This is a genomic window from Haloferax mediterranei ATCC 33500, assembly GCF_000306765.2.
GTDB lineage: Archaea > Halobacteriota > Halobacteria > Halobacteriales > Haloferacaceae > Haloferax > Haloferax mediterranei.
The window spans coordinates 1,125,190-1,150,784 of the sequence record NC_017941.2; the positions used below are offsets into that span (position 1 = coordinate 1,125,190).

Annotated in this window: 27 protein-coding genes; 18 read left to right on the forward strand and 9 right to left on the reverse strand. The window is 60.9% G+C overall.

Annotated elements, in window-relative coordinates:
• Positions 1-40: 40 nt before the first annotated feature.
• A complete protein-coding gene (locus HFX_RS05770) occupies positions 41-940 on the reverse strand; it encodes an SDR family oxidoreductase (RefSeq protein ID WP_179955330.1) in 900 nt (299 codons plus the stop codon).
• A gap of 112 nt (positions 941-1,052) precedes the next feature.
• Here HFX_RS05770 and HFX_RS05775 point away from each other — a divergent pair, with 112 nt between their 5' ends.
• The 7 genes from HFX_RS05775 (at position 1,053) to HFX_RS05805 (ending at position 6,941) form a co-directional block, all read left to right on the forward strand.
• Complete coding sequence (locus HFX_RS05775) at positions 1,053-1,595, forward strand: tRNA (cytidine(56)-2'-O)-methyltransferase (protein ID WP_004572489.1); 543 nt, start codon at positions 1,053-1,055, stop codon at positions 1,593-1,595.
• Positions 1,596-1,679: 84 nt separating this feature from the next.
• Complete coding sequence (locus HFX_RS05780) at positions 1,680-2,210, forward strand: transcription factor TFIIE subunit alpha (protein ID WP_004572488.1); 531 nt, start codon at positions 1,680-1,682, stop codon at positions 2,208-2,210.
• Positions 2,211-2,888, forward strand: coding sequence for a DUF2110 family protein (locus HFX_RS05785; protein ID WP_004572487.1), 678 nt, complete (start codon positions 2,211-2,213; stop codon positions 2,886-2,888).
• Positions 2,889-2,892: 4 nt separating this feature from the next.
• Positions 2,893-3,651 (forward strand): DUF5803 family protein, encoded by a 759-nt coding sequence (locus HFX_RS05790; RefSeq protein ID WP_004572486.1) that lies wholly within the window; start codon positions 2,893-2,895, stop codon positions 3,649-3,651.
• A gap of 63 nt (positions 3,652-3,714) precedes the next feature.
• The gene (locus HFX_RS05795; protein ID WP_004572485.1) at positions 3,715-4,410 is read left to right on the forward strand and encodes a competence/damage-inducible protein A; all 696 of its coding nucleotides are present in this window, start codon (positions 3,715-3,717) and stop codon (positions 4,408-4,410) included.
• 281 nt (positions 4,411-4,691) lie between these two features.
• Complete coding sequence (locus HFX_RS05800) at positions 4,692-5,756, forward strand: ATP-NAD kinase family protein (RefSeq protein WP_004572483.1); 1,065 nt, start codon at positions 4,692-4,694, stop codon at positions 5,754-5,756.
• Positions 5,757-5,909: 153 nt separating this feature from the next.
• A complete protein-coding gene (locus HFX_RS05805; protein ID WP_004572482.1) occupies positions 5,910-6,941 on the forward strand; it encodes a phosphate signaling complex PhoU family protein in 1,032 nt (343 codons plus the stop codon).
• 41 nt (positions 6,942-6,982) lie between these two features.
• On the opposite strand, the gene HFX_RS05810 is transcribed toward HFX_RS05805, so the two are convergent.
• Positions 6,983-7,366, reverse strand: coding sequence for a DUF7528 family protein (locus tag HFX_RS05810; RefSeq protein ID WP_004572481.1), 384 nt, complete (start codon positions 7,364-7,366; stop codon positions 6,983-6,985).
• 212 nt (positions 7,367-7,578) lie between these two features.
• Positions 7,579-8,787 carry an LEA type 2 family protein gene (locus HFX_RS05815; RefSeq protein ID WP_004572480.1) on the reverse strand — a complete coding sequence of 403 codons (1,209 nt, stop codon included), beginning with the start codon at positions 8,785-8,787 and terminating at the stop codon, positions 7,579-7,581.
• Between the two features lie 193 nt (positions 8,788-8,980).
• On the opposite strand from HFX_RS05815, the gene HFX_RS05820 reads away from it, so the two are divergent.
• The 3 genes from HFX_RS05820 to HFX_RS05830 are packed head-to-tail and all read left to right on the forward strand — an operon-like array spanning position 8,981 to position 9,913.
• Positions 8,981-9,163, forward strand: coding sequence for a DUF7525 family protein (locus tag HFX_RS05820; RefSeq protein WP_004572479.1), 183 nt, complete (start codon positions 8,981-8,983; stop codon positions 9,161-9,163).
• A gap of 50 nt (positions 9,164-9,213) precedes the next feature.
• Complete coding sequence (locus HFX_RS05825; RefSeq protein WP_004572478.1) at positions 9,214-9,438, forward strand: DUF7123 family protein; 225 nt, start codon at positions 9,214-9,216, stop codon at positions 9,436-9,438.
• Between the two features lie 43 nt (positions 9,439-9,481).
• Positions 9,482-9,913: an SRPBCC family protein gene (locus HFX_RS05830; protein WP_004572477.1), complete on the forward strand. Its 432-nt coding sequence runs from the start codon at positions 9,482-9,484 to the stop codon at positions 9,911-9,913.
• A 435-nt stretch (positions 9,914-10,348) separates the two neighbouring features.
• Here the strand turns inward: HFX_RS05830 and HFX_RS05835 are convergent, their stop codons facing one another.
• Entirely contained in the window at positions 10,349-11,872 is a 1,524-nt protein-coding gene (locus HFX_RS05835) for an aldehyde dehydrogenase family protein (RefSeq protein ID WP_004572476.1), read from the reverse strand.
• A 162-nt stretch (positions 11,873-12,034) separates the two neighbouring features.
• Here HFX_RS05835 and HFX_RS05840 point away from each other — a divergent pair, with 162 nt between their 5' ends.
• Positions 12,035-12,754 (forward strand): helix-turn-helix domain-containing protein, encoded by a 720-nt coding sequence (locus HFX_RS05840; protein ID WP_049917417.1) that lies wholly within the window; start codon positions 12,035-12,037, stop codon positions 12,752-12,754.
• A 21-nt stretch (positions 12,755-12,775) separates the two neighbouring features.
• On the opposite strand, the gene HFX_RS05845 is transcribed toward HFX_RS05840, so the two are convergent.
• Complete coding sequence (locus tag HFX_RS05845) at positions 12,776-13,615, reverse strand: proline dehydrogenase family protein (protein ID WP_004572474.1); 840 nt, start codon at positions 13,613-13,615, stop codon at positions 12,776-12,778.
• A 182-nt stretch (positions 13,616-13,797) separates the two neighbouring features.
• On the opposite strand from HFX_RS05845, the gene HFX_RS05850 reads away from it, so the two are divergent.
• From HFX_RS05850 to HFX_RS05870, 5 genes are read left to right on the forward strand one after another with little or no spacing between them, the layout of a single operon-like run.
• Positions 13,798-15,093: an ABC transporter substrate-binding protein gene (locus HFX_RS05850; protein WP_049917423.1), complete on the forward strand. Its 1,296-nt coding sequence runs from the start codon at positions 13,798-13,800 to the stop codon at positions 15,091-15,093.
• 58 nt (positions 15,094-15,151) lie between these two features.
• Entirely contained in the window at positions 15,152-16,093 is a 942-nt protein-coding gene (locus HFX_RS05855) for a branched-chain amino acid ABC transporter permease (RefSeq protein WP_004572472.1), read from the forward strand.
• On the forward strand, positions 16,090-17,238 hold the full coding sequence (locus HFX_RS05860; RefSeq protein ID WP_004572471.1) for a branched-chain amino acid ABC transporter permease: 1,149 nt from the start codon (positions 16,090-16,092) through the stop codon (positions 17,236-17,238). The genes HFX_RS05855 and HFX_RS05860 overlap by 4 nt, the downstream gene beginning before the upstream one ends.
• Complete coding sequence (locus tag HFX_RS05865) at positions 17,235-18,041, forward strand: ABC transporter ATP-binding protein (RefSeq protein ID WP_004572470.1); 807 nt, start codon at positions 17,235-17,237, stop codon at positions 18,039-18,041. Before HFX_RS05860 ends, HFX_RS05865 begins: the two co-directional genes overlap by 4 nt.
• Positions 18,038-18,775, forward strand: a complete 738-nt coding sequence (locus HFX_RS05870) for an ABC transporter ATP-binding protein (RefSeq protein WP_004572469.1) — start codon at positions 18,038-18,040, stop codon at positions 18,773-18,775. The genes HFX_RS05865 and HFX_RS05870 overlap by 4 nt, the downstream gene beginning before the upstream one ends.
• A gap of 98 nt (positions 18,776-18,873) precedes the next feature.
• Here HFX_RS05870 and HFX_RS05875 read toward each other — a convergent pair whose 3' ends face one another.
• Both HFX_RS05875 and HFX_RS05880 read right to left on the reverse strand, forming a co-directional pair.
• Positions 18,874-19,671, reverse strand: coding sequence for an RIO1 family regulatory kinase/ATPase domain-containing protein (locus HFX_RS05875; RefSeq protein WP_004572468.1), 798 nt, complete (start codon positions 19,669-19,671; stop codon positions 18,874-18,876).
• Positions 19,672-19,709: 38 nt separating this feature from the next.
• Positions 19,710-20,147 carry a universal stress protein gene (locus HFX_RS05880; RefSeq protein ID WP_004572467.1) on the reverse strand — a complete coding sequence of 146 codons (438 nt, stop codon included), beginning with the start codon at positions 20,145-20,147 and terminating at the stop codon, positions 19,710-19,712.
• Between the two features lie 231 nt (positions 20,148-20,378).
• On the opposite strand from HFX_RS05880, the gene HFX_RS05885 reads away from it, so the two are divergent.
• Complete coding sequence (locus HFX_RS05885; protein ID WP_004572466.1) at positions 20,379-21,521, forward strand: acyl-CoA dehydrogenase family protein; 1,143 nt, start codon at positions 20,379-20,381, stop codon at positions 21,519-21,521.
• Between the two features lie 35 nt (positions 21,522-21,556).
• Here the strand turns inward: HFX_RS05885 and HFX_RS05890 are convergent, their stop codons facing one another.
• Positions 21,557-22,003: a FlaD/FlaE family flagellar protein gene (locus tag HFX_RS05890; protein ID WP_004572465.1), complete on the reverse strand. Its 447-nt coding sequence runs from the start codon at positions 22,001-22,003 to the stop codon at positions 21,557-21,559.
• A 327-nt stretch (positions 22,004-22,330) separates the two neighbouring features.
• Here HFX_RS05890 and HFX_RS05895 point away from each other — a divergent pair, with 327 nt between their 5' ends.
• On the forward strand, positions 22,331-24,430 hold the full coding sequence (locus HFX_RS05895) for a histidine kinase N-terminal 7TM domain-containing protein (protein ID WP_004572464.1): 2,100 nt from the start codon (positions 22,331-22,333) through the stop codon (positions 24,428-24,430).
• Between the two features lie 86 nt (positions 24,431-24,516).
• Here the strand turns inward: HFX_RS05895 and HFX_RS05900 are convergent, their stop codons facing one another.
• Positions 24,517-25,584, reverse strand: a complete 1,068-nt coding sequence (locus HFX_RS05900; RefSeq protein ID WP_004572463.1) for an acetate and sugar kinases/Hsc70/actin family protein — start codon at positions 25,582-25,584, stop codon at positions 24,517-24,519.
• Positions 25,585-25,595: the final 11 nt, after the last annotated feature.

A 25,595-nucleotide genomic window follows, 5' to 3' on the forward strand; every position in this document is an offset into this window, starting at 1 on the left:
CCTCCGTCGGACACGACTATCGACTGGTCACCGCGGGCACTCACGACGGCCACGAGACACCGGACAACTCCTCGCTCAACTCCCACACGTCTCGGACGAGTTGTTCGTCGGTCGCAGCTGCCGATGGCTCGATGGGTTCGCAGTCCGAGAAGTACCGCCCACTCACGTCTGCGGCGTCGGGGGATGTGGCGAGGTAGACGAGCGTCTCTGCGGCCGTCGCCGGTGTGTCCACAAAGCCGCTGACGAGTCGATAGGGGAGTCGCGCGAGCAGTCCGACACCGAGACGGACGTGAATCGAGGCATTGCGCCAGAGGCTGCTCGATGGGACGAACCCCGGATGACAGCAGTTCGCTGTCGGACCATCGAGTCGGCGTGCGAGACCGACGGTGAACAGGGCGTTCGCCAACTTCGACCGCGCGTAGGCGTCGAGTCCGTCGTAGTCATCGAGTGTCGTCACGTCGAAGGTGCCGTCAGCGCGGCGGTGGACCTCCGACGAGACGGTGACGACGCGGCCGTCATCGGGAAGCAGGTCGCGGAGGTCGTGGGTGAGGACGAATGGCGCGAGGTGGTTGACGGCGAACGTCTTTTCCACGCCGTCGGGGGTCAACTGCCCCTCGGAGAAGTGCGCACCGGCGTTGTTCACGAGCACGTCGAGTCTGTCGGTTCGGTCGCGAGCCTCGTCGGCGAGGTTGCGGACGGTGTCAACCTCCGCGAAATCAGCGCGGAAGAAGACCGACTCGCCTCCGCCGTCATCGATGGCGGCGGCGACACTCCGACCCGCGTCTCGGTCGCGCCCGTGGACGAAGACGGTCGCGCCGAGTCGGCCGAGTGCGAGCGCAGTCTCTCGGCCGACGCCCGACGTCGCACCCGTGACGAGAGCGGTCCGATTCGAAAGGTCGATGTCGGCGACGCCGGCACCGACCTCCGGTCTGTGACTCATGTGGGAACGTGGGCCGCCACCGGCATAAATTTCGGCTGTGTGACTGGTTTGGCCGTGTTCGTGGCGGCGGCGTTCCGAAAGCACCACTTTCCTCCGCCGTCTTCGAAGAAGCATGCAAGACGAACCCGAAGTCGCCGTCCTCCGGTACGGGCACCGGCCGGGACGGGACGACCGGATGACGACTCACGTCGGCCTGACGGCCCGTGCGCTCGGTGCCGACCGGGTTATCCTCCCCGACAACGCCGGGCACTCGATGGACACGGTCGAAGACATCACCGGCCGGTTCGGCGGCCCATTCTCGGTTGAACTGACCGAAGGACTCAACGGCGTCATTCGGAACTGGGACGGGAAAATTGTCCACCTCACGATGTACGGCGAACGCGTTCAGGACGTAGAGGGAGACATCCGCGAAGCGCACGCCGAGGAACCTCTGCTCGTCGTCGTTGGCGGGGAGAAAGTCCCGTTCGAAGTGTACGACGAGGCCGACTGGAACGTCGGGGTCACGAACCAACCACACTCGGAGGTCGCCGGTCTCGCCGTCTTCCTCGACCGCCTGTTCGACGGTCGCGAACTGGACCGCGAGTGGGAAGACGCCGAAAATCGCGTCGTCCCAATGGCAACGGGCAAGAAAGTCGTTCCTGCTGACGAGGAGTAGTCGGGAAGTCGGCACGCCCGCAGGCGGTTCTCCGCAACGCGGGAGTGATAAGACTTAATGGCGTTCCTGACGCCAATTCGGACAATGGCTTTTGAGGAGTTACTGAACGACCCTGTTATCCAGAAGTACCTCCACGAGTTGGTTGGGCCCACTGGGATGCCGGTCGCTGCGGCACCCCCGGACGGCGAGGTCACAGACGAAGAACTCGCCGAGGAGTTGCGACTCGAACTCAACGACGTTCGCCGCGCGCTCTTCATCCTCTACGAAAACGACCTCGCGTCGTATCGTCGCGTCCGCGACGAGGATTCCGGTTGGCTCACCTACCTCTGGACGTTCCACTACGAGAACATCCCAGACAATCTCGAAGAGGAAATGTACCGACTGCTGGAGGCGCTCGAAGAACGTCTCGACTACGAACGCGACCACGAGTTCTATCTCTCTGAACCCGCCGGCATCCGCTTCGAGTTCTCCGAGGCGATGGAACTGGGCTTCCAGTGCCCCGAAACTGGCGCACCGCTCGAACCCATGGACAACACAGACCTCGTTGACGCGATGGAGAGACGAATCGAAGAGCTTCGAGACGAACTGAACGTCGAAGTGACGGGTACAAACTGAATGGTCGTACTCGCAACGAAATGCTACATCGACGGCGACGCCCGCGAGCGCGCCCTCGACAGCCTCACGTCGCTCGTCGCCAACGACATCGGAGACCTCGACGTCGACTACGATATCGGCGTCCGCGACGACGACTTCATCTCCGTGACGATTACGGGTGACGACGAGACGGTCGCACGAAACGTCCTCCGCGAGGAATGGGGCGAAGTGACGCCGCACCTCTCGGCCGGCGAGACGTACGTCGGAACGCTCGAACACTGGGACGACGACGGCTTCGTCCTCGACGCCGGACAGGAAGTCCGCATCCCGACCGAGGAACTCGGGCTTGGCCGCGGGTCTGCCACGCAGGTTCGCGACCGCTTCGGTCTCGTCCAGCACGTCCCGCTTCGCTTCGTCTACGGCGGCGAAGACGAACCCGCAAAGCTCGCGGACGACGAAATCGACCGCCTCTACGACTGGACTCGCGGTAGCGGCCGCGTCAACGTCAACAGTGCGACTCGCGGCGAGGTCCGCGCGACGGTGAACCGCGCCGGACACGCGAACGACATCGTGACGGTCGAACGACTCGGCCTGCTCGAACAGAGTATCGTCTGCCGGGACGAAACCGACCCGCCGGGACTTCTTTCGAGCATCGGTTCGTACCTGCCGGCGGAACTGAAGTGCGTCATCGGTCAGTAAGACGATGAACAAGCGACTCCTCGTCGGCATCGCCGGACTCGCCCTCCTCCTCGTAACCGCCGGGTGTCTCGGTGGCACGTCCAGCCTCTCGAACGAGCGTCTGGACGCGGCACCCGATGGGTCGTACGCATGGAACGCAGAGACGGATGCACACATCACGGTGCAGAACAACAGTAAGTTCCGCGCCGTCTACGATGTGAACTCGTCGTTCGTCGAACTCTACCGGTTCAACGGCTTCGGCAGTCGAACGCCGCTTTCTGTCGAGTCGGTTCGCTATCAGTATCCCAACGGGACAGTCGTGAACGGGACGGGGCTGAAAGCACGCGGCGGCGACGTGACGCAGGGCAACGGCATCACGAACGTCACGCTCCCCGCGGACGCGAATAGCAACGGGAAACTCGCGTTTACCTCCACGGCGACACCGAAGCGGTTCTCGCTGCCTATCCTTGTCGACGGCACGTACGAGGTCGTGTTACCACCGGACCGCCGTGCCAACTTCCCCGTCTTCGGCTCCATCCGACCGAGAGGATACGAGAAGGATATCGTCGATGACCAACTCCATATCACGTGGAACGAGGAACTCACAGACGGCAACGTCGTCGTGCAGTTCTACCTCCAGCGCGACCTCGGTATCTTCGGCGCTGTCGCGGCTATCTCGGTACTCGTCGGTGGCGCAGGAATGCTCTACTACCGACGGCAGATTGAGGCGCTCCGCGAGCGCCGCCAAGAACTCGGGCTCGATGTCGAAAACAACGACCGCTGACTGAACTCCCGTCCTGCTCCCGGTGTGGACGCTTTTTTGGCCGCTACACCCTTACTCGGGAGTATGCAAGCCGCCGTGGTCACCGTCGGGGACGAACTCCTCGCCGGAGACACAGTGAACACGAACGCGACGTGGTTGTGCACGGAACTAACCGAGCGAGGCGTCACCGTCGAACGAGTGACGACGGTTCCCGACCGCGTCGCCGACATCGCCCGCATCGTCAACGAGTATCACGCCGAGTACGATGTCGTCGTCGTTACCGGCGGTCTCGGGCCGACCCACGACGATGTGACCATGGAGGCCGTCGCCGCCGCCTTTGGACGCTCACTGGAACGAAGCGAGGACGCAGCGGAGTGGTTAGAGACCAACGGCGGCTACTCCGCGACAGACCTCGTCGATGGGACAACTGACCTCCCTGCCGGGTCGCGGATGCTTCCGAACGACGAGGGCGTCGCCCCCGGGGCGGTTGTCGGCTCCGTCTACGTGCTTCCGGGCGTCCCCGGCGAGATGAAAGCGATGTTCGACCGCGTCGCCGACGAGTTCGCAGGCGAGAAGACGCACGTCAGATTCGTCCACACATCGGAACCCGAGAGTTCGCTCATCAAGCGATTCGAGACAGTACATGCACAGTTCGACGTGACGGTCGGAAGCTATCCCGGCGACCACGTCCGGGTCAAACTCGCGGGTGCGGACGAGGAGACTGTCGACGCGGCAGCCGCGTGGCTCGAAGCCCAAGTCGAGTTGTTCGAAGAAGAGTAGACCGGTCAGCGCTGGAGGTACCAGAGCCACCCGGCAGTCATCAGGATACCCACGATGAGCACAACAGCAGCCGTCTCCGATGTCGGGAGTACTTGCTCGGCCATTTCTAACGGAATCATAGATGACAGTTGCTCCGACCCATCCTTAAACGGTGAGGTTCCGGCGACAGTCAAGTCAAACACTATCTCGTCGTCACCGGAGACCGAACGAGTCGTCCGCAAAGACCACACAACGAGCAGGGTACCGCGGTGCTTTTCATGCGGGCGCGGGTTCGTTCAGCTATGCGAATCGGTGTCGTCGTCAACCCCGTTGCAGGGATGGGCGGCCGGGTCGGACTGAAAGGAACCGATGGGAAAGTCGAGGAAGCCAGAGCGCGAGGTGCCGAGCCGCGGTCGCCGGACCGCGCGAGGCGGGCACTCTCACAGCTATTCGACGCCGCCCCCGACACGGAGATTCTCGCGTGGGGTGGTGGGATGGGGGAATCAGTCGCCCGTGACGCTGGCTTCGACCCGGAGGAACTCGGCGAACCTGACACTGACGAGACGAGCGCAGCAGACACTATCGACGCCGTCCGCGCCTTCGTCGAGGCCGGTGTCGACCTCGTGTTGTTCGTCGGCGGCGACGGAACCGCGGCCGACGTGGCCGAAGCCCTCGACGGAAGCGACGTGCCGATGCTCGGTGTCCCCGCCGGCGTGAAGGTCTATTCGTCCGTCTTCGCCGTCTCACCGGAGGACGCCGCACACATCGCAACCTCGTTCGAGCGGACCGAAGCCCGCGAAGTCATGGATATCGACGAAGACAACTATCGCGCCGGGGAGGTCCATCCCGAACTTCGAGCGGTCGCTCACGTGCCCGTCGCCGAGGACCTGCAGTCGTCGAAACAGACGAGCGGCGGAACGGTCGAAGCACTCGCTTCCGGCGTGGCCGACGACATCCGGAGTAGCGAAGGCGTCACGTACGTCCTCGGTCCCGGAAGCACTGTCGGCGCGGTCAAATCCGAACTCGATATCGACGGGTCGCCACTCGGCGTCGACGTGTATCGCGACGGCGAAGTCCTCGTTCGTGACGCGACTGAGGACGAAATCCTCGCAAATCTCGGCGAGGAAAACGTCATCGTCGTCACGCCCATCGGTGGACAGGGCTTCGTCTTCGGCCGCGGAAACCCGCAACTTTCTCCCGACGTGATTCGGCGGTGTGACGTGTCGGTCGTCGCCTCGCGGTCGAAACTCGACACAATTCCGGTCCTCCGCGTGGACACCGATGATACGGACCTCGATGAAGAACTCCGGGGCTGGACCAAAGTTCGGGTCGGCCGCGTCGAGCGGCGGATGATGAAAATCGAGTGACTCGGCCGCGTCGATTGCGACTGCTACGACGCAAACCGCTGTACCTCGATGTGATTTAGGTTTCGTGGGGATGTTCAATTCTGGTTCATAACTATTATTGACAGGGAGTGACATATGGTGAGATTTAAGGTCATTGGATGGGTTCGACATGGCATGGAGACCCGGAAAGTCCAGCGTCTCGGTCCCTCCACGCTGGCGATGACGCTCCCAGCGGAGTGGGCCAAGGAACACAACGTCGACAAGGGGGACGAGGTGACGATTCGAACGAGCGGTAAAGGAACCCTTACGGTCCTTCCCGAGTCGGTCAGCACCGAAGATTCGAAAGCAACGATTCGTGCGGATAATCTGAACGCCGAGGCGCTCGAACGCGCAATCGTGGCGCAGTACGTCCTCGGACGGCGCGTCATCCACATCGAAAAGAGCGAAGGCGCACTCGACTCCGACCACATCAACGCCGTCTACAAGGCCGAGACGCAGCTTATGGGTCTCGGCGTCATCGAGGAGACGCCCGAACGAATCGCCATTCGTTGCTCGGTCGACGCCGAGGACTTCAGCCTCGACAATCTCCTCAAACGGTTGGAGAACACGGGCAGCACGATGCGCGGCGAAGCCGTGAAGGCGCTCGCCCACGGAAATCCCGACCTCGCACAGCGGGCACTCAACCGCGAGCGTCAGGCGAACAAGATTTTCGTCCTGCTGCTTCGTCTCATTTTCACGTCCTACCAGAACCCCAACCTCGCACGGGCCGTCGGTCTCGACTCAGGGTTCCCGCTCATCGGCTACCGCTCTGTGGCGAAGAACCTCGAACTGACCGCCGACAACGCCGAGGACATCGCCAACATCGTCATGGACGCCGACGGCCACACCCTCGACGTCGACCAGTCGACGATGCGACGAATCCGGGAGTTCACGGACCACGTGGACGAGATTACGACGACTGCAGTGAAGGCGGTCGTCGAGCGTAACTACGACCACACCATCGAGTGCCGCGAACTGTTCCGCGAGATTCGAGACCGCGAGCGCGACATCCTCAACGACCTTCCGGAGATGGATAACCAGCAACTCCTCCAGATTCGCGAGGTGCTCGTGAGCCTCCAGCAGACTGCGCAGTATGCGATGCGGAACGCCGAAATAGCGGCGAACCTGGCGCTCAACGAAGAGTCAGAACACGTCACGCTCGACTAATTCGGGCGATAGGTCGCCCTCGGTCGAGCACCGAGTCGCCCTCAGTCGGCAACCAATTCTACTGTGTCTTTAGTATCGGTGTCGCTCGACTGTTTTTCACCCGTCAACGGATTCCGACTGGCGATACGGCAGTCGAACGCCGGATGCTCGCCAAAGTGGCGGATTATCATGTGGCGACGGGACCCGGTGATACCGGTCCGGCCAACGTCGTCGGCGGTAAAGCGCTCCGGCAGTCGCTTGTACAGGCGGCGCAGCTCGTCGAAACTGGTGAATACTTTCGCGTTACCAGTCGAATCTGCGCCGCGTCGGGAGACGACGTAACTCCCGTCTTGGCGGTACTCGCCTGCCGTGCGGAAGAACTCGCGTTTCTCGGTCAGCGCCGTGCCGATGGCTTCTTGCAGGTCTGAAGCGGCATCACGGGACAATTCACACGTCTGGTCGCCGAAGGAGACAACAATTGTTTCGTCGTCGCTCTCGACGGTTACAGGATTCTCATCGCGGGAGAAGAACTCGATCAGGAGAGTGAGTACTCCGTGTCATACTCAGTCGTACCGCGGCACAATGTAAAATCTTGTCGGCTGGGTCAGGAATCACCGCGGTGGACCGCAGAGGCCCTCACCCTTGCTATCGAAACGGGCTACAACAACCCGTCGTCGGTAGTCGTCTCGTTGCTTGCGGTGGTAGTCGACTCGGTTGTCGTTGTAGTTGCGGTAGTCGTCGTTGTAGTTGCGGTAGTCGTCGTTGTCGTCGTTGTCGTCGTGGTTGCCGTACTCGTTTCGGTCGTCGTAGTTGAGTCGGATGATTGCGTCGTGGTCGTCTCTTCGGCCGTAGTCGCGTCCTCAGTCGTGGTCGTCTCGTCGGACGACGAACCCGCCGTGGAGTTCGTCCCCGACGCCGCTTTGTTGCCGAAGATGTCCGTCTCGAAGGTCTTCTCGTAGGTCAGCGCATCGAGCGGGACCGTAAGCGTCGTGCCACCAGCATCGAGTTTCGCGTAGAAGTCGATGCGTAGGTCGGTCGTCTGATTGCGTTCGAGGTGCGTCACCCACCACTCGTCGAGTTTGTCGTTTTCGATGTAGGTCGTCGCCTCGATTGTCTTCGTCGTCTTCGGCGGGATTGCGTACTCGGATTCCGTCGTTCCCTCGCCCACATCCACGTCGTTCATGGAGATGTTGTAGCCGAGTTCGGAGATGGCGACCGGGTACGGTTTGGGGTTGTGGACGACGAAGGTGAGTTCGAGTGCCGTGCGCTCTTCCGTAGAGTCGCCCCACTCGGCGCTCGTCTCGTTGATGTACAACACCGGGTCGGAGACCAGCGGTTTGTCGGCGTTTATCTCGCGGGTTTCAGTGGAGTTGAACGCCGAAAGCAGGTCCGTGTCGATGCTCCGAGTTATCTCCGGGGCCTCGAAGGTCTTCCCGAGCGTCTCGGAGGTGACGGTCGCGTTGACGCGGAGCGCCGTGTGCTCGCCGTTCTGGATGTGCGATACCCACCAGTCGGGGATGCGTTCGTTCGAAAGCGTCGTCCGAAGCGGAACCGCGGTCGTTCCTTGACCGATAGCGATTCCCCGTTTTTCGCCGGTTGCCATCCGGAGACCGTTCATGTCGATAGCGTAGTCTACGGACAGTCCGGAGAGGTTCGCCGAAATCGGGTTCGGGTTCGAGACGCGGATATCGGTCCCGATGACCGTCGTCGTCTGATTGACGCTAGCGAATCGGTTGTCGACACCGTCGACGCTCGGCGCGCCGATGATACCTGTGGCGTACGCCCCGCCGACACCCGCCCCGACGAGGAGCAGTACAACGAGTGCGGTTCGGAGTCGTCCGCCGAACAGTGCGGATATAAGTCCCATCGTTGTGGTCACTCGAGACTAGTGGTACAAATGTCGAACGGACGAGCGAGGATTTGCCTCGTGATAGCATCCGGACGAACGTATGATTCAAATTTCACGGTCCGGTGACATCTCTCGTCAGAACTCCGCGTTATACAGACGCACGATAAGCAGTGTCGAATGAACTAAGTACACGCCCGAAAAGGTCGGGGATATGGAAACCAAGACGGTGCAATCCGACAAGTCCATCGGCTTTGCGGCGTTGTTCGGCGTGCTCACGCTCGTCGGTGCAGGCCTGATGGTTGCGGGACCGGATCAGTTAACGAAGGCACTCGGCTTTGCTGTGGCAATCACCGCCGCTTCGCTGGCTGTGGGCGGCGCTCACGCGTTCCAGTAAGTCGCAAACGAGTAACCGTTAAGAACGCTCATTCCCTAAACGATTCGAGGATGACTGAGTACACCGACGAGGAACAACGCATTCTCGCCTATCTCCGCGACAGCGTCAGCCGTGGAGAAGGGTACTTTCGGGCGAAAAACATCGCCGAAGCTATCGGTCTCACCGCAAAGCAGGTCGGCTCTCGCCTGCCCCAACTGGCCGAAAAGTCCGAGGACGTAGAAATCGAAAAGTGGGGACGCGCCCGCTCTACCACATGGCGTGTCACCCGGAGCTGAGGCGATTCCACGGCTTTTTACTGTCGAGGTGTGATGCTATCTCATGACCGTCCGCGTGAAACGAACCTTCGAGTTCGATGCCGCCGGGGAACGCGTCTGGGAGTTTATTGCTGACCCTGCGAAACGAGCGGATGCAATCAGTGTCGTCGACCGATTCGACGTCGCCGAGGACGGCCGCCACGCGACGTGGCATCTCGAATTGCCGATTCCACTCGTTCGGTCGACTGTGACCGTCGAAACCGAAGATATCGTCGTCGAGGAACCAACCCACGTCAAGTTCGTCGGCAAGTCCCGTGTGATGCGAGTGACGGGCGAACACACCATCCAGGCAAGCGACGGCGGCTGTCGCCTCGTGAACGAGTTCGTCGTCGACGGCCGACTACCCGGTGTCGAGAAGTTCTTCGAGCGAAACCTCGACCGAGAACTCGACAACCTCGAAGCGGCGCTTCGGCGCGAACTCGAAGCAACCGCCTGAAGCCGCGAGAGTTGGATTTTCACGGGGTGTGTGACCCATTGTTGCGGTGGGTTTATACACTGTGGCTCCGAATCCACGTTCGCCGACGCAATAGGCGCTTTTCTCGCCAGACGTCGGCGACTCCACATCCGCCGCACTCGCTGCAACGTTTCGGGGTCCGTTGCGGCACCCAACGACGTGGCCACGTCGTTTCGCGCCCCCAAGCCCGGTGGGGGTGCACTCCCCCCTCGTCTCACTTCGCCAACTGGTGACACGAGATTCGGCGGGAGGCATATTCGCCTCCGCCTTTTGATGGATTACCATCGAGCGACAGTACTCTCTCGACGATTTACCTTCAGTGTGTTAGCTCCCCGAGCACCGATACTGTAGCTATCTCGCAGGACGCACCGGACAAAGAGAAAAAAGCGGGGCCGTGGTCGCAGTGAACGCGACGGGTTATTCGTCTTTGGTCTTGATGTCCGCAGAGAGGCCCTGAGCCATGCGGATTTCCTTGGAGTTGTTGAGCGTCCACGCGGTACGCTCGGTGACGGCTTCGATGATTTCGCGGGCCGACGGGTAGCCGTTACCGGACTTCTTTACGCCACCGAACGGCAGGTGAACCTCGGCACCGATACACGGGAGGTTGCCGTACGCGAGACCGACTTCGGCGTGGTCGCGGTAGTAGTTAATCTGGCGGTAGTCCTCGGAGATGATGGCTCCAGCGAGACCGTACTCGGTATCGTTCTGAATCTCGACTGCCTCTTCGATGTCGCCGGAGTACTTGAGCAGCGCGACGTGCGGGCCGAAGACTTCCTCGTGCGTACAGCGGAGGTCTTCGTATGCGTCTGCCTCGTAAACGAACGGACCGACCCAGTGGCCGTCTTCGTGGCCTTCGGGAATCTCCTCGGGGTCGAGTTCCGTGCGGTCGACGAGAACGTTCACGCCCTCTTTCTTCGCAAGGTCGGCGTACTTGAGGACCTTCTCTTTGTGCTCAGCCTCGATGAGCGGACCCATGAACGTGTCTTCGCGGAGGGGATTTCCGACGGAGACATCCTTTGCAATCTCGACGTAGCGCTCTTTGAACTCGTCGTACACGTCCTCGTGGACGACGAGGCGCTCGGAGGAGACACAGCGCTGGCCGGTCGTCTTGAACGACGACATGACGGCGGAGTGGACGGCGATGTCGAGGTCCGCCTTCTCGGTGATGACGATGTTGTTCTTGCCACCCATCTCACACGCGGCGAGCGTGCCGGGCTGTTGAGCGACCTTGCTTGCGACCTCGTGGCCGACTTCCGCGGAGCCAGTGAAGAGCACGGTGTCGATGCGCTCTTGGTCGACGATGGAGGCACCGGCGTCACCGAAGCCCTGTACCATGTTGAACACGCCGTCCGGAATACCGGCGTCCTCGAACATCTCGGCGATAATCTGGCCACACCACGGCGTCTGCTCGGCGGGCTTCCAGACGACGGTGTTGCCCTCGACGAGTGCGACGGCCATGTGCCAAAACGGAATGGCGACCGGGAAGTTCCACGGGGTAATACAGCCGACGACGCCACGGGGCTTGCGGCGCATGTAGGCGTCCTTGGCGGGAATCTCGGAGGGGACCACGTCGCCCTTGGGGTGGCGAGCGTCGCCTGCGGCCCACTCGACCATGTGGTAGGCCTCGATGACGTCGGCGCGGCCTTCGGAGATTTCCTTCCCACACTCTTTGGTTACGATTTCTGCGAGTTCTTCAGTGCGGTCACGCAGTTCGTGGTAGATGTCCCAGAGATATTCCGCACGGTCGATATGCGAGAGTTCGCGCCATTCCTCGAACGCCTCGTCGGCGGCTTCGGTCGCTACGTCGATGTCTTCGGGTGTACCGCGTCGGAACGTTCCGAGTGTTTCGCCCGTCGCGGGGTTCTTGCTTTCGAACGTCTCGTCGCCGGTCCCGTCAGTCCATTCGCCGTTGATGTAGTGACGATATTCGTCCTGCGCCATAGTGGTGATATTTGCGGAACTTACATTAATAACCCCGCCACCTCCCATGGGAGGGAGAGACAGACATCGGCCCGGGTGCGGACCTCCACGTGACCATAGATACGTGTCGGCCCGCCCGTGGCCATAGACAGCGTCTTACATGCCCATGTACTAAGCCGGTGTATGAGCGAGCGCATGGCAGGGAAAGGCACGCGCCTGACGCTCGACCTGTGGCATCCGAACTGCTGGGCAATCGAAGCGACGAGCGAATACGACGGCGGTATCCTCGCACACGCGATTTACGACGCTCCGACCGCAGGCGTCGAGCGGTCGAACGGGTTGTTCACCGCATACGGGGAATCGGTCGACGAAGTAGAGTTACTCCTCGACGTTATCGCCGACTCGGAACTCACAGGCGACGTCTTAGAGCTCCAAGAACGATTCGACTCCCGTGGGAAAAACGTCGCGCCCGGGCCGGTCGCACGCGAGTTCTTCTTGGAGTACGACCCGAGCGACATGATTTGTCCACAACTGCTCAAACAAGGGTTCGTCCACGGCGCACCCACACAGATCGAAAACGGGCGAGAGCGGTGGGAGGTCTGGTTCGCGGGCGCGCGAGACGAGATACAAGACCGAATCCAAGCAGTCATGGACGACACCGGCGCGGAGATTCGCGTCGCCTCCATCTCCTCGGCCGAAGGTGCCGAACCGGAACGCGGGCGACGACTCGACACGCTCACCCGGAGTCAGCGACAGGCGTTCGAACTCGCACGCGAAGAGGGATACTACCGCTGGCCGCGTGAGGTTTCGACCCGGGAACTCGCCGCCGAGTTGGACATCTCGAAGACGACGCTTCTGGAACACTTACGGAAGGCGGAATCGAAGTTGCTAGACCCGCAGTGACGTGTTTGCCCGGTTACCGTTTTAGAGTCCGGTGACCGCACGCAGGGCAAACAGCGCGTTCTCCTTGCGCTCGCGCACGCGGCGGTAGAAGTACTGGAACCACTTGTCGCCGTAGGGGACGTACTGCCACATCTCGATATCGGCGTCGGCGAGGTCGCGCTGGGCGTCGTCGCGAACGCCCATGAGCATCTGTACTTCGTAGGGTGTGCCGTACTGGTCGTGCATGTCGCGAGCGTGTGCAATCATCGACGGGTCGTGACTGCCGACGGCGACGCCGTCGTCGAACTCCGTGAACATGTATTCGAGGAGGTCGCGGTACACCTCGTCCACTTTCGACTTCTGTTTGTGTGCGACCGACGCGGGTTCGTTGTACGCGCCCTTGACGAGACGGACCTTTCCGGGAACGTCAGCCAGTCGAGCGAGGTCGTCCGGCGTCCGCTTCAGATTCGCTTGCACGCAGACACCGACGTTGCCGTCGGTCCGGTGTCCAAGGTCGTCGACGGCGTCGAGAGTTACGTCAGTTGTCGTATAATCTTCCATGTCGACCCAGACGAATACGTCGTCGTCGGCCGCGGCGTCGACGATGCGGTCGAGGTTCTCGCGGAATGCAGTATCGCTCACGTCGAGTCCGATCTGTGAGGGCTTCACCGAGACGCATCCATCGAGGTTCGTCGCCCCGAGTTGTCGGACGAGACTGACGTACGCGTCGGCGTCGGCGTCAGCCTCTTGTCGATTAGAATAGTGTTCTCCCAGCAGGTTTAGTATCCCCGCGATACCGTCGTGGTTCAGCGACTCGACGTGCGAGACCGCACTGTCGGCCGTCTCACCCGCCACGAAATTATTCGCGATGGGGGGAATCATGCAACGCTCTTGTGTGAGTGCCGCCCTAAAAGGGAACCCTACCAAATAATTCTGACTTTATATTGTTGGAATAAATCCGCTGTACGTCAATTGTTCTACTTTTCGACCCGTAGCCGACCATGGTCGGTTGAAGGTATATTTACGACAATCGGCGAGAGTTCCCTGTCATGCCATCACAGGACATGGATCGTAGAACACTGCTGAAGTTGTCGGGACTGTCACTTCTCGGAGCGACCGCCGGTTGTCTCGAAAGTGAAGACGATACGACACCAACTGAGGGCAACGGCGGTGGTGGCGGTGAAGAGACGACAACCACGGACGACGGCGGAAACGGCGGTTCCGCGTATACTATCGGAATGGTCGATTCCCTCACTGGATCGCTTGCCCCGTACGGCGAGCGCAACACTCGCGGCCGCGAACTCGCACTCGAAGCAGTCAACGAAGTTGGCATCGGCTCGAACGATGCATCTCTCAACATCGCTGTCGAAGACGACGAGAGTACGAACCAAGGCGGTGTCAGCGCCGCACAGAAGCTCGTCAACCAGAACGACGTTCCGCTTCTCATCGGTTCTGTCGGTTCAGGCGTTTCTATTGCTATCCACGACAGCGTCACGAAGGGTTCCGGTGTCGTCCAAATCAGTCAGAACAGTACGAGTCCGGAACTGACGTCCCGTCCGGAGCTTCTCCGTATGAGTCCGTCCGGCGCGGCGAAGGGGACCGCGCTCGCGAATCTCGTCAACGACGACGGCCACGACACCGTCGCCGTAACGTGGATTAACAACGACTACGGGACGGGCCTTTCTGACGTGTTCGCGGAAACGTTCGAATCCGAGCTTGGCGGGACCGTCGCCTACAACGAACCGCACGACCAGGGGCAGTCGTCGTACAGCGGTATCCTCACGGAGATGGCCTCTACCGATGCCTCCGCGTGGGTGTTCATCACCTACGCAAACGAGTTCACCGTGATGGCAAACGAAGGGTTCGACCAAGGGTACAACACGCAGTTTGACTACTACGGCGCTGAGTCGACGATTGCAGACTCCATCGTCAAGAACACTCCTCCGGGCAGCATGAACGGAATGAAGGGTATCACCGAAAGCGCTCCGAAGGACCAGGAGAACTACCAGAACTTCGTTTCCGCGTTCAAGTCCAACTACGATACGACGCCGACGGTCTGGTCCGCCTACGCCTACGACGCTGTGACCGTTGCGGCACTCGCCGTTGAGGCGGCCGACGAGTTCACCGGCGACGCGCTCTCCGATGTCGTCCGCGACGTAACCCGTCCGGAGGGCGAGGAGGTGTTCAACTTCGAGGAGGCCGCGGCGATTCTCCGCGACGGTGGTTCACCGAGCGACATCAACTATCAGGGCGTCAGCGGTCCTGTCGACCTCGATGAGAACGGTGACCCGCCGGGGTTCTACCAGGTGTACAGCGTCGAGGAACACGAGTACGCCTTCGGCGACTACATCACGAGCTAACTATGCCTATACACGCACGGATTGCGCGCTATCCGACCGACTGGGGGAGGATGAGACGGTGATTCCGCTCCAGATTAGCCCCTTCCAGTACGTCGTCAACGGCGTGGTGTTTTCGAGCATTATCGTGCTCGCGGCCATCGGACTATCGTTAGTGTACAGCATCGCGGACTTCGCGAACTTCGCTCACGGCGACCTCATGACCGTGGGCGCGTTCTCCGCGCTGTTCTCGGTGGCAGTCCTGCAACCGGCGCTGGGCGACATGGGCTTGTTCGGCCTTCCGCTCTGGTTCTTCCTCGCACTCGTAATTGGGATGGGTGCGGCGGCGATTATCGCGGTACTGACCGACCGCTTCATCTACCAACCGATGGAGGGGACTGAATCTATCGGGCTTCTCATTTCGAGTATCGGTGTAGCGCTCGTCTACCGAGCACTCGTGTTCCTCTCGTTCGGAACCGACGCCGAGCGCTACGGCGTTCCTCGGCAGGGACCGATTCCGTGGATTCAAGAATCGTTCGGCGTAGCCGTCACGCCGCGGAACCTCGTGGTCGTCGCCCTCACGGTCGTGCTCGTGACGGCGCTCCACCTGACGCTGACGCGGACGACACTCGGCCGGAAGATGCGCGCGACCGCCGACAACGCGGACCTCGCGCGGGTCAGCGGAATCCGTACCAGCGAAGTCATCATCGCGATGTGGCTCATCGGCGGCGCACTCGCGGCCGCAGGCGGCGTCTTCCTCGGACTGGAAGAACTCGTCCGGCCGCGCATGGGCTTCGACATCCTGCTTATCGTGTTCGCGGCGGTCATTCTCGGCGGCATCGGCTCCGTCTACGGTGCGATGCTCGGCGGACTCGTCATCGGGATGGTCCACGAACTCGTTCCCCTGTTCAACCAGTGGGGCGTCATCCCCGTCGGGTCGCGGTACGCCGCGGCCGTCGCGTTCGTCATCATGGTCGCAATCTTGCTTGTTCGCCCGAGCGGAATCGCGGGTGATAGCGGATGAGTAGCCCCGTCACGTGGGTGAACGAAACGCTTCTTCGCGACGCAACCGAGCGGCGCATCTTCGCCACGCTGGCAATCATCACCGCGCTCCTCGTGGTCGGCGTCCTCGCGGGTGCCATCGGGCCGCGGTTCTTGCTGTTCCAAATCGCGCTCGTGGGGATGTACGCGCTGCTCTCGCTCGGACTCAACGTCCAGTGGGGCTACGCGGGACTCATCAACTTCAGCGTCGCCGCGTTCTGGGGACTCGGTGCCTACAGCGCCGCGCTGTTGACAGCACCGAACTCCCCGCTCGGCCTCGGCCTGCACCCAGTGTACGGATTCCTCGCGGCCATCGTCGTCAGCGCAGTCGTCGCGATACTCATCGGTATCCCGACGCTTCGCCTGCGCGAGGACTACCTCGCAATCGCCAGTCTTGGACTGGCCGAAGTCATCCGCGTCATCATTCTGAACGAGCGGCAGTGGACCGCTGGGTCGAGCGGCATCAGCGGCATCCCGAACTTACTTTCGTGGTTGCCGCTGACCAGCGCCGCGACGACGGCCAGTGTCGTCGTCGTTCTCATCGCGCTCGTCTACCTGTTCCTGCGGCGTATCCACCGCTCGCCGTGGGGTCGCGTCCTGCGGACCATCCGGTCCGACGAAGACCTCGCAAAGGCCCTCGGAAAGGACACGTATCGGTTCAAGATGCAGGCGTTCGTCATCGGCAGCGTCATCATGGCAATCGCCGGGGCGTTCTACGCGCACCTGAACCTCTACATCGACCCAACCGACCTCGTTCCCCTGACGACGTTCTACATCTGGATCGCCGTCATCCTCGGCGGCACCGGGTCGAACCGGGGTGCCGTCGTCGGTGCGGCCGTCGTCATCGCCATCCGCGAGGGGACGCGCTTCCTCAACGACATCGGGTTCATCCAATCGCTCGGACTCGACTTGGCACCGCTTCGGTTGCTGTTCGTCGGGGCCCTCATCATCCTCATTATGCGGTTCCGGCAGGACGGACTCCTTCCACCGAAGGACGAACTCATCTGGCCGTCGGCACACAAAGGAGGTGCCGATACGGGCAGTTCCGCGTCGGTATCGTCTGACGGCGGGAACGTTTCCAGCGAAAGCACGACAGACTCCTCATCGAACGGAGGTGACAACCAATGAACGACGACGCGTACGAGGGAGCAACCCTCGGCAAGGACGACGTGGTACTGAAAACGGTCGACCTCGAGAAGGCCTTCGGTGGTCTCGTCGCCACCGACGACGTGTCTATCGAAGTCGAACGCGGAACCATCACGGGAATGATTGGCCCGAACGGCGCGGGGAAATCCACGCTGTTCAACCTCATCTCCGGGTTCTACGAACTCGACGACGGACGCGTCATGGTCAACGGCGAAGACGTGACCAAGTTGGAACCGCACAAGCGCGCCCGGAAGGGACTCGTTCGGACGTTCCAGACGCCCCGGCGACTCGAAGGAATGTCCGTCCGAGAGGCGATGTTGGTCGGACCCGGCCCACAGGCCGGTGAGTCTATCTTCTCGCTTTTCTTCTCGGGCAAGGGCGTCACGAGCGAAGAGCGGGCGAACATCGAACAGGCGCGCGAACTCCTCGAACGGTTCGAAATTGCGCACCTCATCGACCAACCGTCGACCGACCTCTCCGGCGGGCAGTTGAAACTCGTCGAGTTGGCGCGGGCGTTCACGACGAACCCCGATATCCTGCTTCTCGACGAACCGGTTGCGGGGGTCAACCCGACGCTCGCAAACGACATCAAGCGGTTCATCCGCGAACTCAACGAGGAGGGCCAGACCTTCCTCATCATCGAACACGACATGCCATTCATCATGGACCTCGCCGACCCCATCATCGTCCTCGACCAGGGGAAGGTGCTCATGGAAGGCAGGCCGAAGGAAGTTCAGTCGGACGACCGCGTCATCGAGGCGTACCTCGGAGGTGCCGGACCATGACGGAGCGCGCACTCGACGTGGAGGCCGTCGACAGCGGCTACGGCGAGGTACAGGTCCTCCGCGACCTCTCGTTGCACCTCGATTCCGACGAAATCGTCTGTATCATCGGGCCGAACGGTGCGGGGAAATCGACCGTCCTCAAGACGGTCTTCGGGCTTCTCAAACCGTGGACCGGGTCGGTCGAACTCGCCGGACGCGACATCACCGGCGAGGACCCGGAAGACCTCGTCCGAACCGGGATGGGCTACGTCCCGCAGGTGGACAACGTCTTCTCCTCGCTCACAATCGAGGAGAATCTCCGGATGGGTGGCGTCGCCCGTAAGGAAGGGCTGCAAGCCCGAATCGACGAGTTGTACGACCAGTTCCCCATCCTCGACGAAAAGCGGACCGCGAAGGCACGGACGCTCTCCGGCGGCCAACGGCAGGTGCTCGCGTTCGCCCGTGCGCTCGTCATGGAACCCGACGTGCTCCTCATCGACGAGCCTTCGGCGGGCCTCGCGCCGAACATCGTCCAGTCGGTGTTCGAAGACGTACAGAAAGTAAACGAACTCGGCACGGCGGTCCTGATGGTCGAACAGAACGCCCGTGAGGGCCTCGCCATCTCCGACCGCGGCTACGTCCTCGACCAAGGGACCGTCGCCTACGAGGGCGACGCCGATGGACTCCTCGACGACCCGGAAGTCTCGCGTCTCTACATGGGCGGCGCGGACTACGAGGGTGTCGAAGGGCAGTAATCGGGCAGGGTAGGATAGGGCAGTAATCGGGCAGGGTAGGATAGGGCAGTAATCGGGCAGGGTAGGATAGGGCAGGGATTCGCAGACGACCTGCCGACCTACATCGCGTGTTTTTCTATCTCGCCTTTGAGCGCCGCGGCGTCGAAGTCGTGGTCCGGGCGGATGTTGACGAAATCGAGGAAGTCGATGGCATCGAGGAGTTCGTCGGGTTCGTACGATTCGACCGCCGCTTCGACCGCCTGTTTTGCGCCAATGTGCGGTTCGAGCGCCGCCAATCCGCACGCGAGGTCGTACGACCGGGCATCGTGCATTCCTTCGTCGTTGACGTTCGTCGCGTCGATGAAGTAGATGCCATCGTCGCGGACGAGAACGTTCTCGGCTCGGAGGTCGCCGTGTGCGAGGTGGTTGTTGTGCATCCGCGCGAGCGCCGCAAAGAGGTCGGGCGCGAGCGAGACGACCTCGTCTCTCGGGGCGGTATCGAGTGTGTGGAAGTTCGGGAGGTACTCCAGGACGAGGACGCCGAGACCGTCGACTTCGAAGGCTTCGACGGGTGCGGGCGCGTTAAGCCCGATATCTCGGAGGTGTTTTGTCGCCTCTAACTCGTGTTTGGCCATCTGGAACGGCGTCCCGAAGTGTTCGAAAAAACCCTCAGTTCCGCTGGAGAACGCGCCGAGATTCCGCCCGGTGGTAAACAGCGCGTGAACGAGCGAGTTCTGTCGGGAGATGACCTTGACGAACCACTCGTTGTCGACGACCATCGGGGTAGAAAGCCAGTTGTCCGCCTCGAGAAACCGAATGTGGAGGCTGTCGCGGTCGTATCGACGCGCGAGTTCGCGAGCGACCGTCTCGAGACGCGGCCAGTCAACACGGCCGCGGACGAGCCGACGGAGGTCCATGGTCCCCGTATGTCGAGGGGTGGCTTAACCTCGTGGGCCTACTCCGAATCCTGTCGAACGGTCAACACCGGAGCCGACGAGCCGCGGACCACCCGCTCGGCGACGCTGCCGATGAGGTAGCGGTCGAGACCGCTCCGACCGTGGGTCCCCATTACCACGAGGTCGACCGCTTCATCGTCGGCGTGGCGAAGTATCTCACTGGCTGGTGTTCCCTCTGAGACGACAGTCTCGACTTCGACACCGGCCGCTTCTGCTCTCTCTGCGACTCGGTCGAGAACGCTGTTGCCGCTTTCGTGGAGGGCGTCTCGGACTCGTTCGAGAGAGATTGTCGGCGATGCGTGGCCGACCTCGCGGACATCCGCGACGTAGAGTACACGAAGCGACGCATCGTACATCTTGGCGTGTTCGAGCGCGTGGTCGAGCGCTGCGTCTGCGCACTCGCTTCCGTCGGTCGGAAAGAGGATTTGAGAGTACATACTAACACCACAGAACGCATCGGGAAAAGTGCTAGTTGCCCATTCTCACACACTGGGAGTCCCACGAGCAGTGTGAGACGGCGCTGCCGTCTCACTGGCCGTGCGGGCAACTCGGAAATCGCCCGCAGACGCGACAAGCGTGACGTCAGCGAGTCCTTCACTAGGCGTGCCGACCCGAATTCTACATGGTCGTTCGATTACTTTATGTCTCGGTCGCGGATACTTGGTCGCATGGACTTCGACCTCCCGGCCGAACACCGGATGATTCGCGATACCGTCCGTGAGTTCTGCGAAGAAGAGATTGCTCCCATCGCACAGGACATCGAGGACGAACACCGGTTCCCCGCGGAGATATTCGACCAGTTGGCCGACCTGGACGTGATGGGCGTCCCTATCGACGCCGAGTACGGTGGTCTCGGCGGCGACCAGTTGATGTACGCGCTCGTCGTCGAAGAACTCGGTCGCGTCTCGGGTGGCATCGGCCTGTCGTACGCCGCCCACGTCAGCCTCGCGTCGAAGCCGCTGGAGCTGTTCGGAACCGAAGCACAGAAAGAAGAATGGCTCACGCCGCTTGCGAGGGGCGAGCACATGGGTGGGTGGGCACTCACTGAACCCGGTTCCGGAAGCGACGCGAGCGACATGGATACAATCGCCGAGAAGGACGGCGACGGCTACGTCATCGACGGCACGAAGCAGTTCATCACGAACGCGAGCGTCGCTGGCTCGGTGCTCGTGAAAGCAGTCACCGACCCCGGCGCGGGCTACGACGGCATCTCGACGTTCATCGTCGACCCGAAGAACGACGACGGCTTCGAGGTGACCACCGAGTGGGACAAGATGGGTCTCAACTGCTCGCCGACGTGTGAACTCTCCTTCGACGACTGCTGGGTGTCCGAAGACCGACTTCTCGGCGAAGAAGGTGAGGGCTGGGAGCAGACGAAGAAGACGCTCGACGGCGGGCGAATCTCCATCGCTGCGCTGTCCGTCGGACTCGCACAGGGCGCATACGAACACGCCAAGGGATACGCCAAAGAACGCGAGCAGTTCGGCCAGCCGATTTCGAAGTTCGACGCTATCCGCGACAAACTCGTCTCGATGTACCGCAAGACCGAGCGCGCGCGCCTGCTTACGCACAAGGCGGCGACGCTGTACGACAACGGCGAGGATGTCAACCGCGAGTCCGCACTGGCGAAACTCGACGCCTCAGAGGCTGCCCGTGAAGTCTCCGAAGACGCGGTGCAGGTACTCGGTGGCTACGGCTACACCGAAGACTTCGCTCCCCAGCGGTTCTACCGCGACGCGAAACTGATGGAAATCGGCGAGGGGACAAGCGAGATTCAGCACCTCATCATCGGTCGCCAACTCGGACTCTAAGCTACGAGTCGTCGTTGGGAGAATCGGTAGCAGAATCAGTCCGAATCGTGCATCGCCGACAGTCGCGCGATGTACGAGAAACTCTGGATGTGGTCTTCTTCGGTCGGTGCGTTTTCGAAATCCTCGGGCACGGTAAACGAGAGGATTCGCTCGTGAATCGTGTCGTGAGGGTCGTCGCCAATCCAGCCGATATCCCGATAGTACGAGACCATCTCCATTGCCCCGCGGCCGCCGAGTCGTTCGACGAGATGGGTACACCAATCGAGGAGTATCTGCTCTGCGTGGGGAGTTCGCGGAATCGTTTCGAGGAACGGTTGCCCATCCGATGTGACCGCCGCAGTCGTTGCGAGCAACCGCTTCCGGGCGACATCGCTCCAAGCCCGGTCCGTCGGTTCGTCGGCCCAGTCGAACCGCGCATCGCTCCTACCGTCTGCGGGACGACGGCGCTCGGCAAAATCGTAGTGACGTGGGTCGCGCGGCATGCTACCCGTGCCTGTGCGTCCATCCGGATTAAGCGTTCGGGAGAAATATAGTTTATTGACATTTGTATCACCGGTTCAGTACCTATAACATGCCTATAGCTAGCTCCCGAAAATCACGCTAGATAACTCGACTGCTACCCTCGGAGTAGGGTATCTTGGGTCAATATACCATACAATCACTAGATTCTCGACACTGCTATCGGTTTTGATATTCGGGACGAACGGCTTAAGTCCCGAACCGAATAGACGTTTGATACCGCTCCGATGTGACATTCATCGGAAAGAACAGACGACGAGAGAGTCACACATGCGAATCACGACCAACTCATGACGGGCGCTGGACAGTCCCTGTACACGTACGCGCTGTTCGCGGCGGGTATCCTCACTGGTATCGTGACGCTCGTGGTTCTCGGTCGATTCCGTCTCTATTCGCGTCGCGTTCGAGTCCCGTTCGCACTGCTTTCGCTCTCCGGAAGCATCTGGTCGACAGCGTATGGATTCATGTTTCTCGCCCCGATTCCCGGCGCTGAGCTATTCTACGCACGCCTCGCATGGATTGGTGCTGCGGCGCTTCCGACCATCTGGCTCATCTTTGCGCTCGTCTACGCCGGAGACGACCAACTTCTCACCCGGCGGATGCTTGCGTTTCTCTCCGTAGAACCAGGGGTCGCAATTGCCCTTGCGCTCACGAACGAATCTCACGGCCTGCTCGCGTCTCCGACGGAGCTCTGGACGAGCACCGGCATAGAACTCACCAGTGTGCCCGGAACGGGACCGCTTCTCATCGCACATATTGTCTACGCGGCCGGTATCGGTATCACCGGCTTGAGCGTCATCGGAAAGACGTACCTTAGAACGTCTGGGGTTCATCGGCGACAGGCCGGGTTTCTCATCCTCGCGGGATTGGTTCCGCTCGTTGCGTTCGCGGGTGAGTTATTTTGGCGAGCAATGTGGGTCAACCCAGTTCCGATATCACTCGGTCTCAGTTCGATAATCGTTCTCTGGGCACTCTTTCAGTACCAACTGTTCGACATCACTCCTATTGCGCGGGATGCGATTCTCTCGGAGATGCGTGACGCAGTCGTCATTCTCGACGACCACAATCGGGTCGTCGAGTCGAACGGTGCCGCGTCGGATTTACTCACCCAACCAGTTTCCGAGTGTATCGGTCAGTCGATTCTCGAAGTCGTCCCAACTCCAACGGAAGTCAGAGCCGTACTTCATGGACGTGACAGGGCAGAGGCGGTCGTCGACGATGGAGGTGTCCGCCGATATTTCGAAGTCCGGTCAGAACCGCTCGGTGAGGAATCTCGCAACCGCGCGAGACTGCTCGTCTTCTACGACGTAACTGAGCGACGACGGACCGAAGAGGAGTTTCGAGCACTCATCGAGAATTCGAGGGACGTTATCACGGTCGTTGATGAGGATGGCGTTCGAAAGTACACGAGTCCGTCGATGACCGAAGTCCTGGGATATCCGACTGAGTCACTCGTCGGCGAGCGAGTGCTCAACTTGGTCCACCCCGACGACAGAGAACGGGTCAAAGAGCGCCTAGGCGAGGCCACAGACGGTGACGACCCCGTCCGGGCGGAGTTCAGAATCCGCCACAAAAACGGGACGTGGCGTCGCTTTGAGACGGTTGGTGTCAACCTACTGGACGACCCTGCCGTGAATGGAATTGTGCTGAACTCTCGGGACGTGACGAGTCGGTATCGGTACGAACAACGACTCAGAGTCCTGAACCGCGTCCTTCGACACGACCTCAGAAACGATATGAACGTCATTCTCGGACACGCAGACCTACTCCTCGAACAACGCATCCCAGCCGAGTCCAAAGATCACGCGCGGACCATCAAGCGAAAAGCAACGTCGCTTGTCGAATTGGGCGAGCAGACGCGCCACATCGACACGACACTCAACCGTGGGTCGACCGGTCTCGAATCCATCGAGGTCGTTGGCCGAATCGAATCACAACTCGACAGCATCGAATCGGACTACCCGAGTGCTATCGTTCAACGAGACCTCCCCGACGAGATGTGGGTCTACGCTGACGACCTCGTCGAGTCGGCCATCAAGAACCTCATCGACAACGCCCTCGAACACAACGACCGCGTCATTCCCGAAGTCAGCGTTACCGTCGAACCGACAGCAACGTCGAGCGACTTCGTCGAGATTCACATCGCCGACAACGGTCCGGGTGTCCCAGATGCTGAAATTTCCGTCCTCGAATCGGGAATCGAGACGCCGCTGCAACACATCAGTGGACTCGGTCTCTGGTTGGTCCACTGGATTATCGACCGCTCTAACGGTCGGCTTCGTTTCGAAGAGAACGAACCTCGTGGAACCATTGCGACGATTGGACTCAGGAGAGCGGACCAGACGGTATCGGTCAGCGACGGCGGGACAGTAGAAAGCGAAACGGACTAACGCCGGAAAACTAGACGACACCGAACACCGGTCGACGTTCTTCTCGCCCTCGTTTCGGGGTTCTTTCTGTACTTCGAAAGTCGAACTCAGTATCTGTCGAGCAGTCGCTCTGCGATTCGGTAAGCACCCTCAGCAGCGGCGAGGTCGGGGTTGTCGGGGACGGTGAGGTCGACCTCGCGGTCGAGTTCCTCGCTCAGTCGCGTTTCGAGTTCGTCGACCAGCCCGGGGATACATGTCATCCCACCGGTGACGACGATTGGACGCGTCTGTGAGAGTTGGTAGGTCTTCATGTGAGCATTCGCCAACCGCGAGAAGAAGTCAGTCGTGAGTTCGTCAACGACGTCGTCGAGATAGCGGTCGACCGGACCCATGATGCTTCGATCGACGGTGAACTCGTGTGACCCCTCGTCGGGATGCTGAATCACGTCAGTGAATGCCTCGAACTCATTGAAGTCGGCATACCCTTCTTTGTACTCGCGCGCGGTGGCGTAGTCGATAGCCACTCTCCCGTCCGTCTCTTCTTTGATGACGTCGGCAACACGCTGGTCGACCTGGTCACCGGTTGCCGCCTCGGAGACAAACGGTGACAGTTGTTCGCCATGTCGGTATGCACACGCTTCGAGCGTTGTCGCACCGAGATTGATAGCGACAAATATCTCTTCGATGGCTTCCAGATTGTCGCCAATCGCCGGAATCGACGCACAGAGTGACTCCGGAAAGCCACGAACGAGCGTCTTTCCGATAGCGCTCTCCTCGATGACGGTGTTGAGGTTTGCGAGACCGACGTCGTCTCCGACGGTCGGAATCGCATACACGACGGCGCTCTCTTCGGGAAGGGCATATCCGTCGCACAGCTCGCCGAAGAATTGGTCCGTTAGCTCGGCGCTCTCGGCATCCTTCGGTAGGCCGGAGCGGAGCATGTACTCAGTTCGTTCTGGATACTGCCGGGCGGCCTCCTCGCCGTAGAGGACGCGCTCGTCTTTGGTGAGCGTATCTTCGTACGTTGCGAGACAAGAGAGCGTCCGAACCGTCTCTTGGTTCCCAGCATCGTCGTCGTACACGAGCGCGGTTCGGGTACTGCCGAGTTTGACACCAACAGGTGTCGGCATTCGGGCTGTATCCACCGCGTTCGAATGGGCGGGCTTGTTCGTCATACGGTACCAAC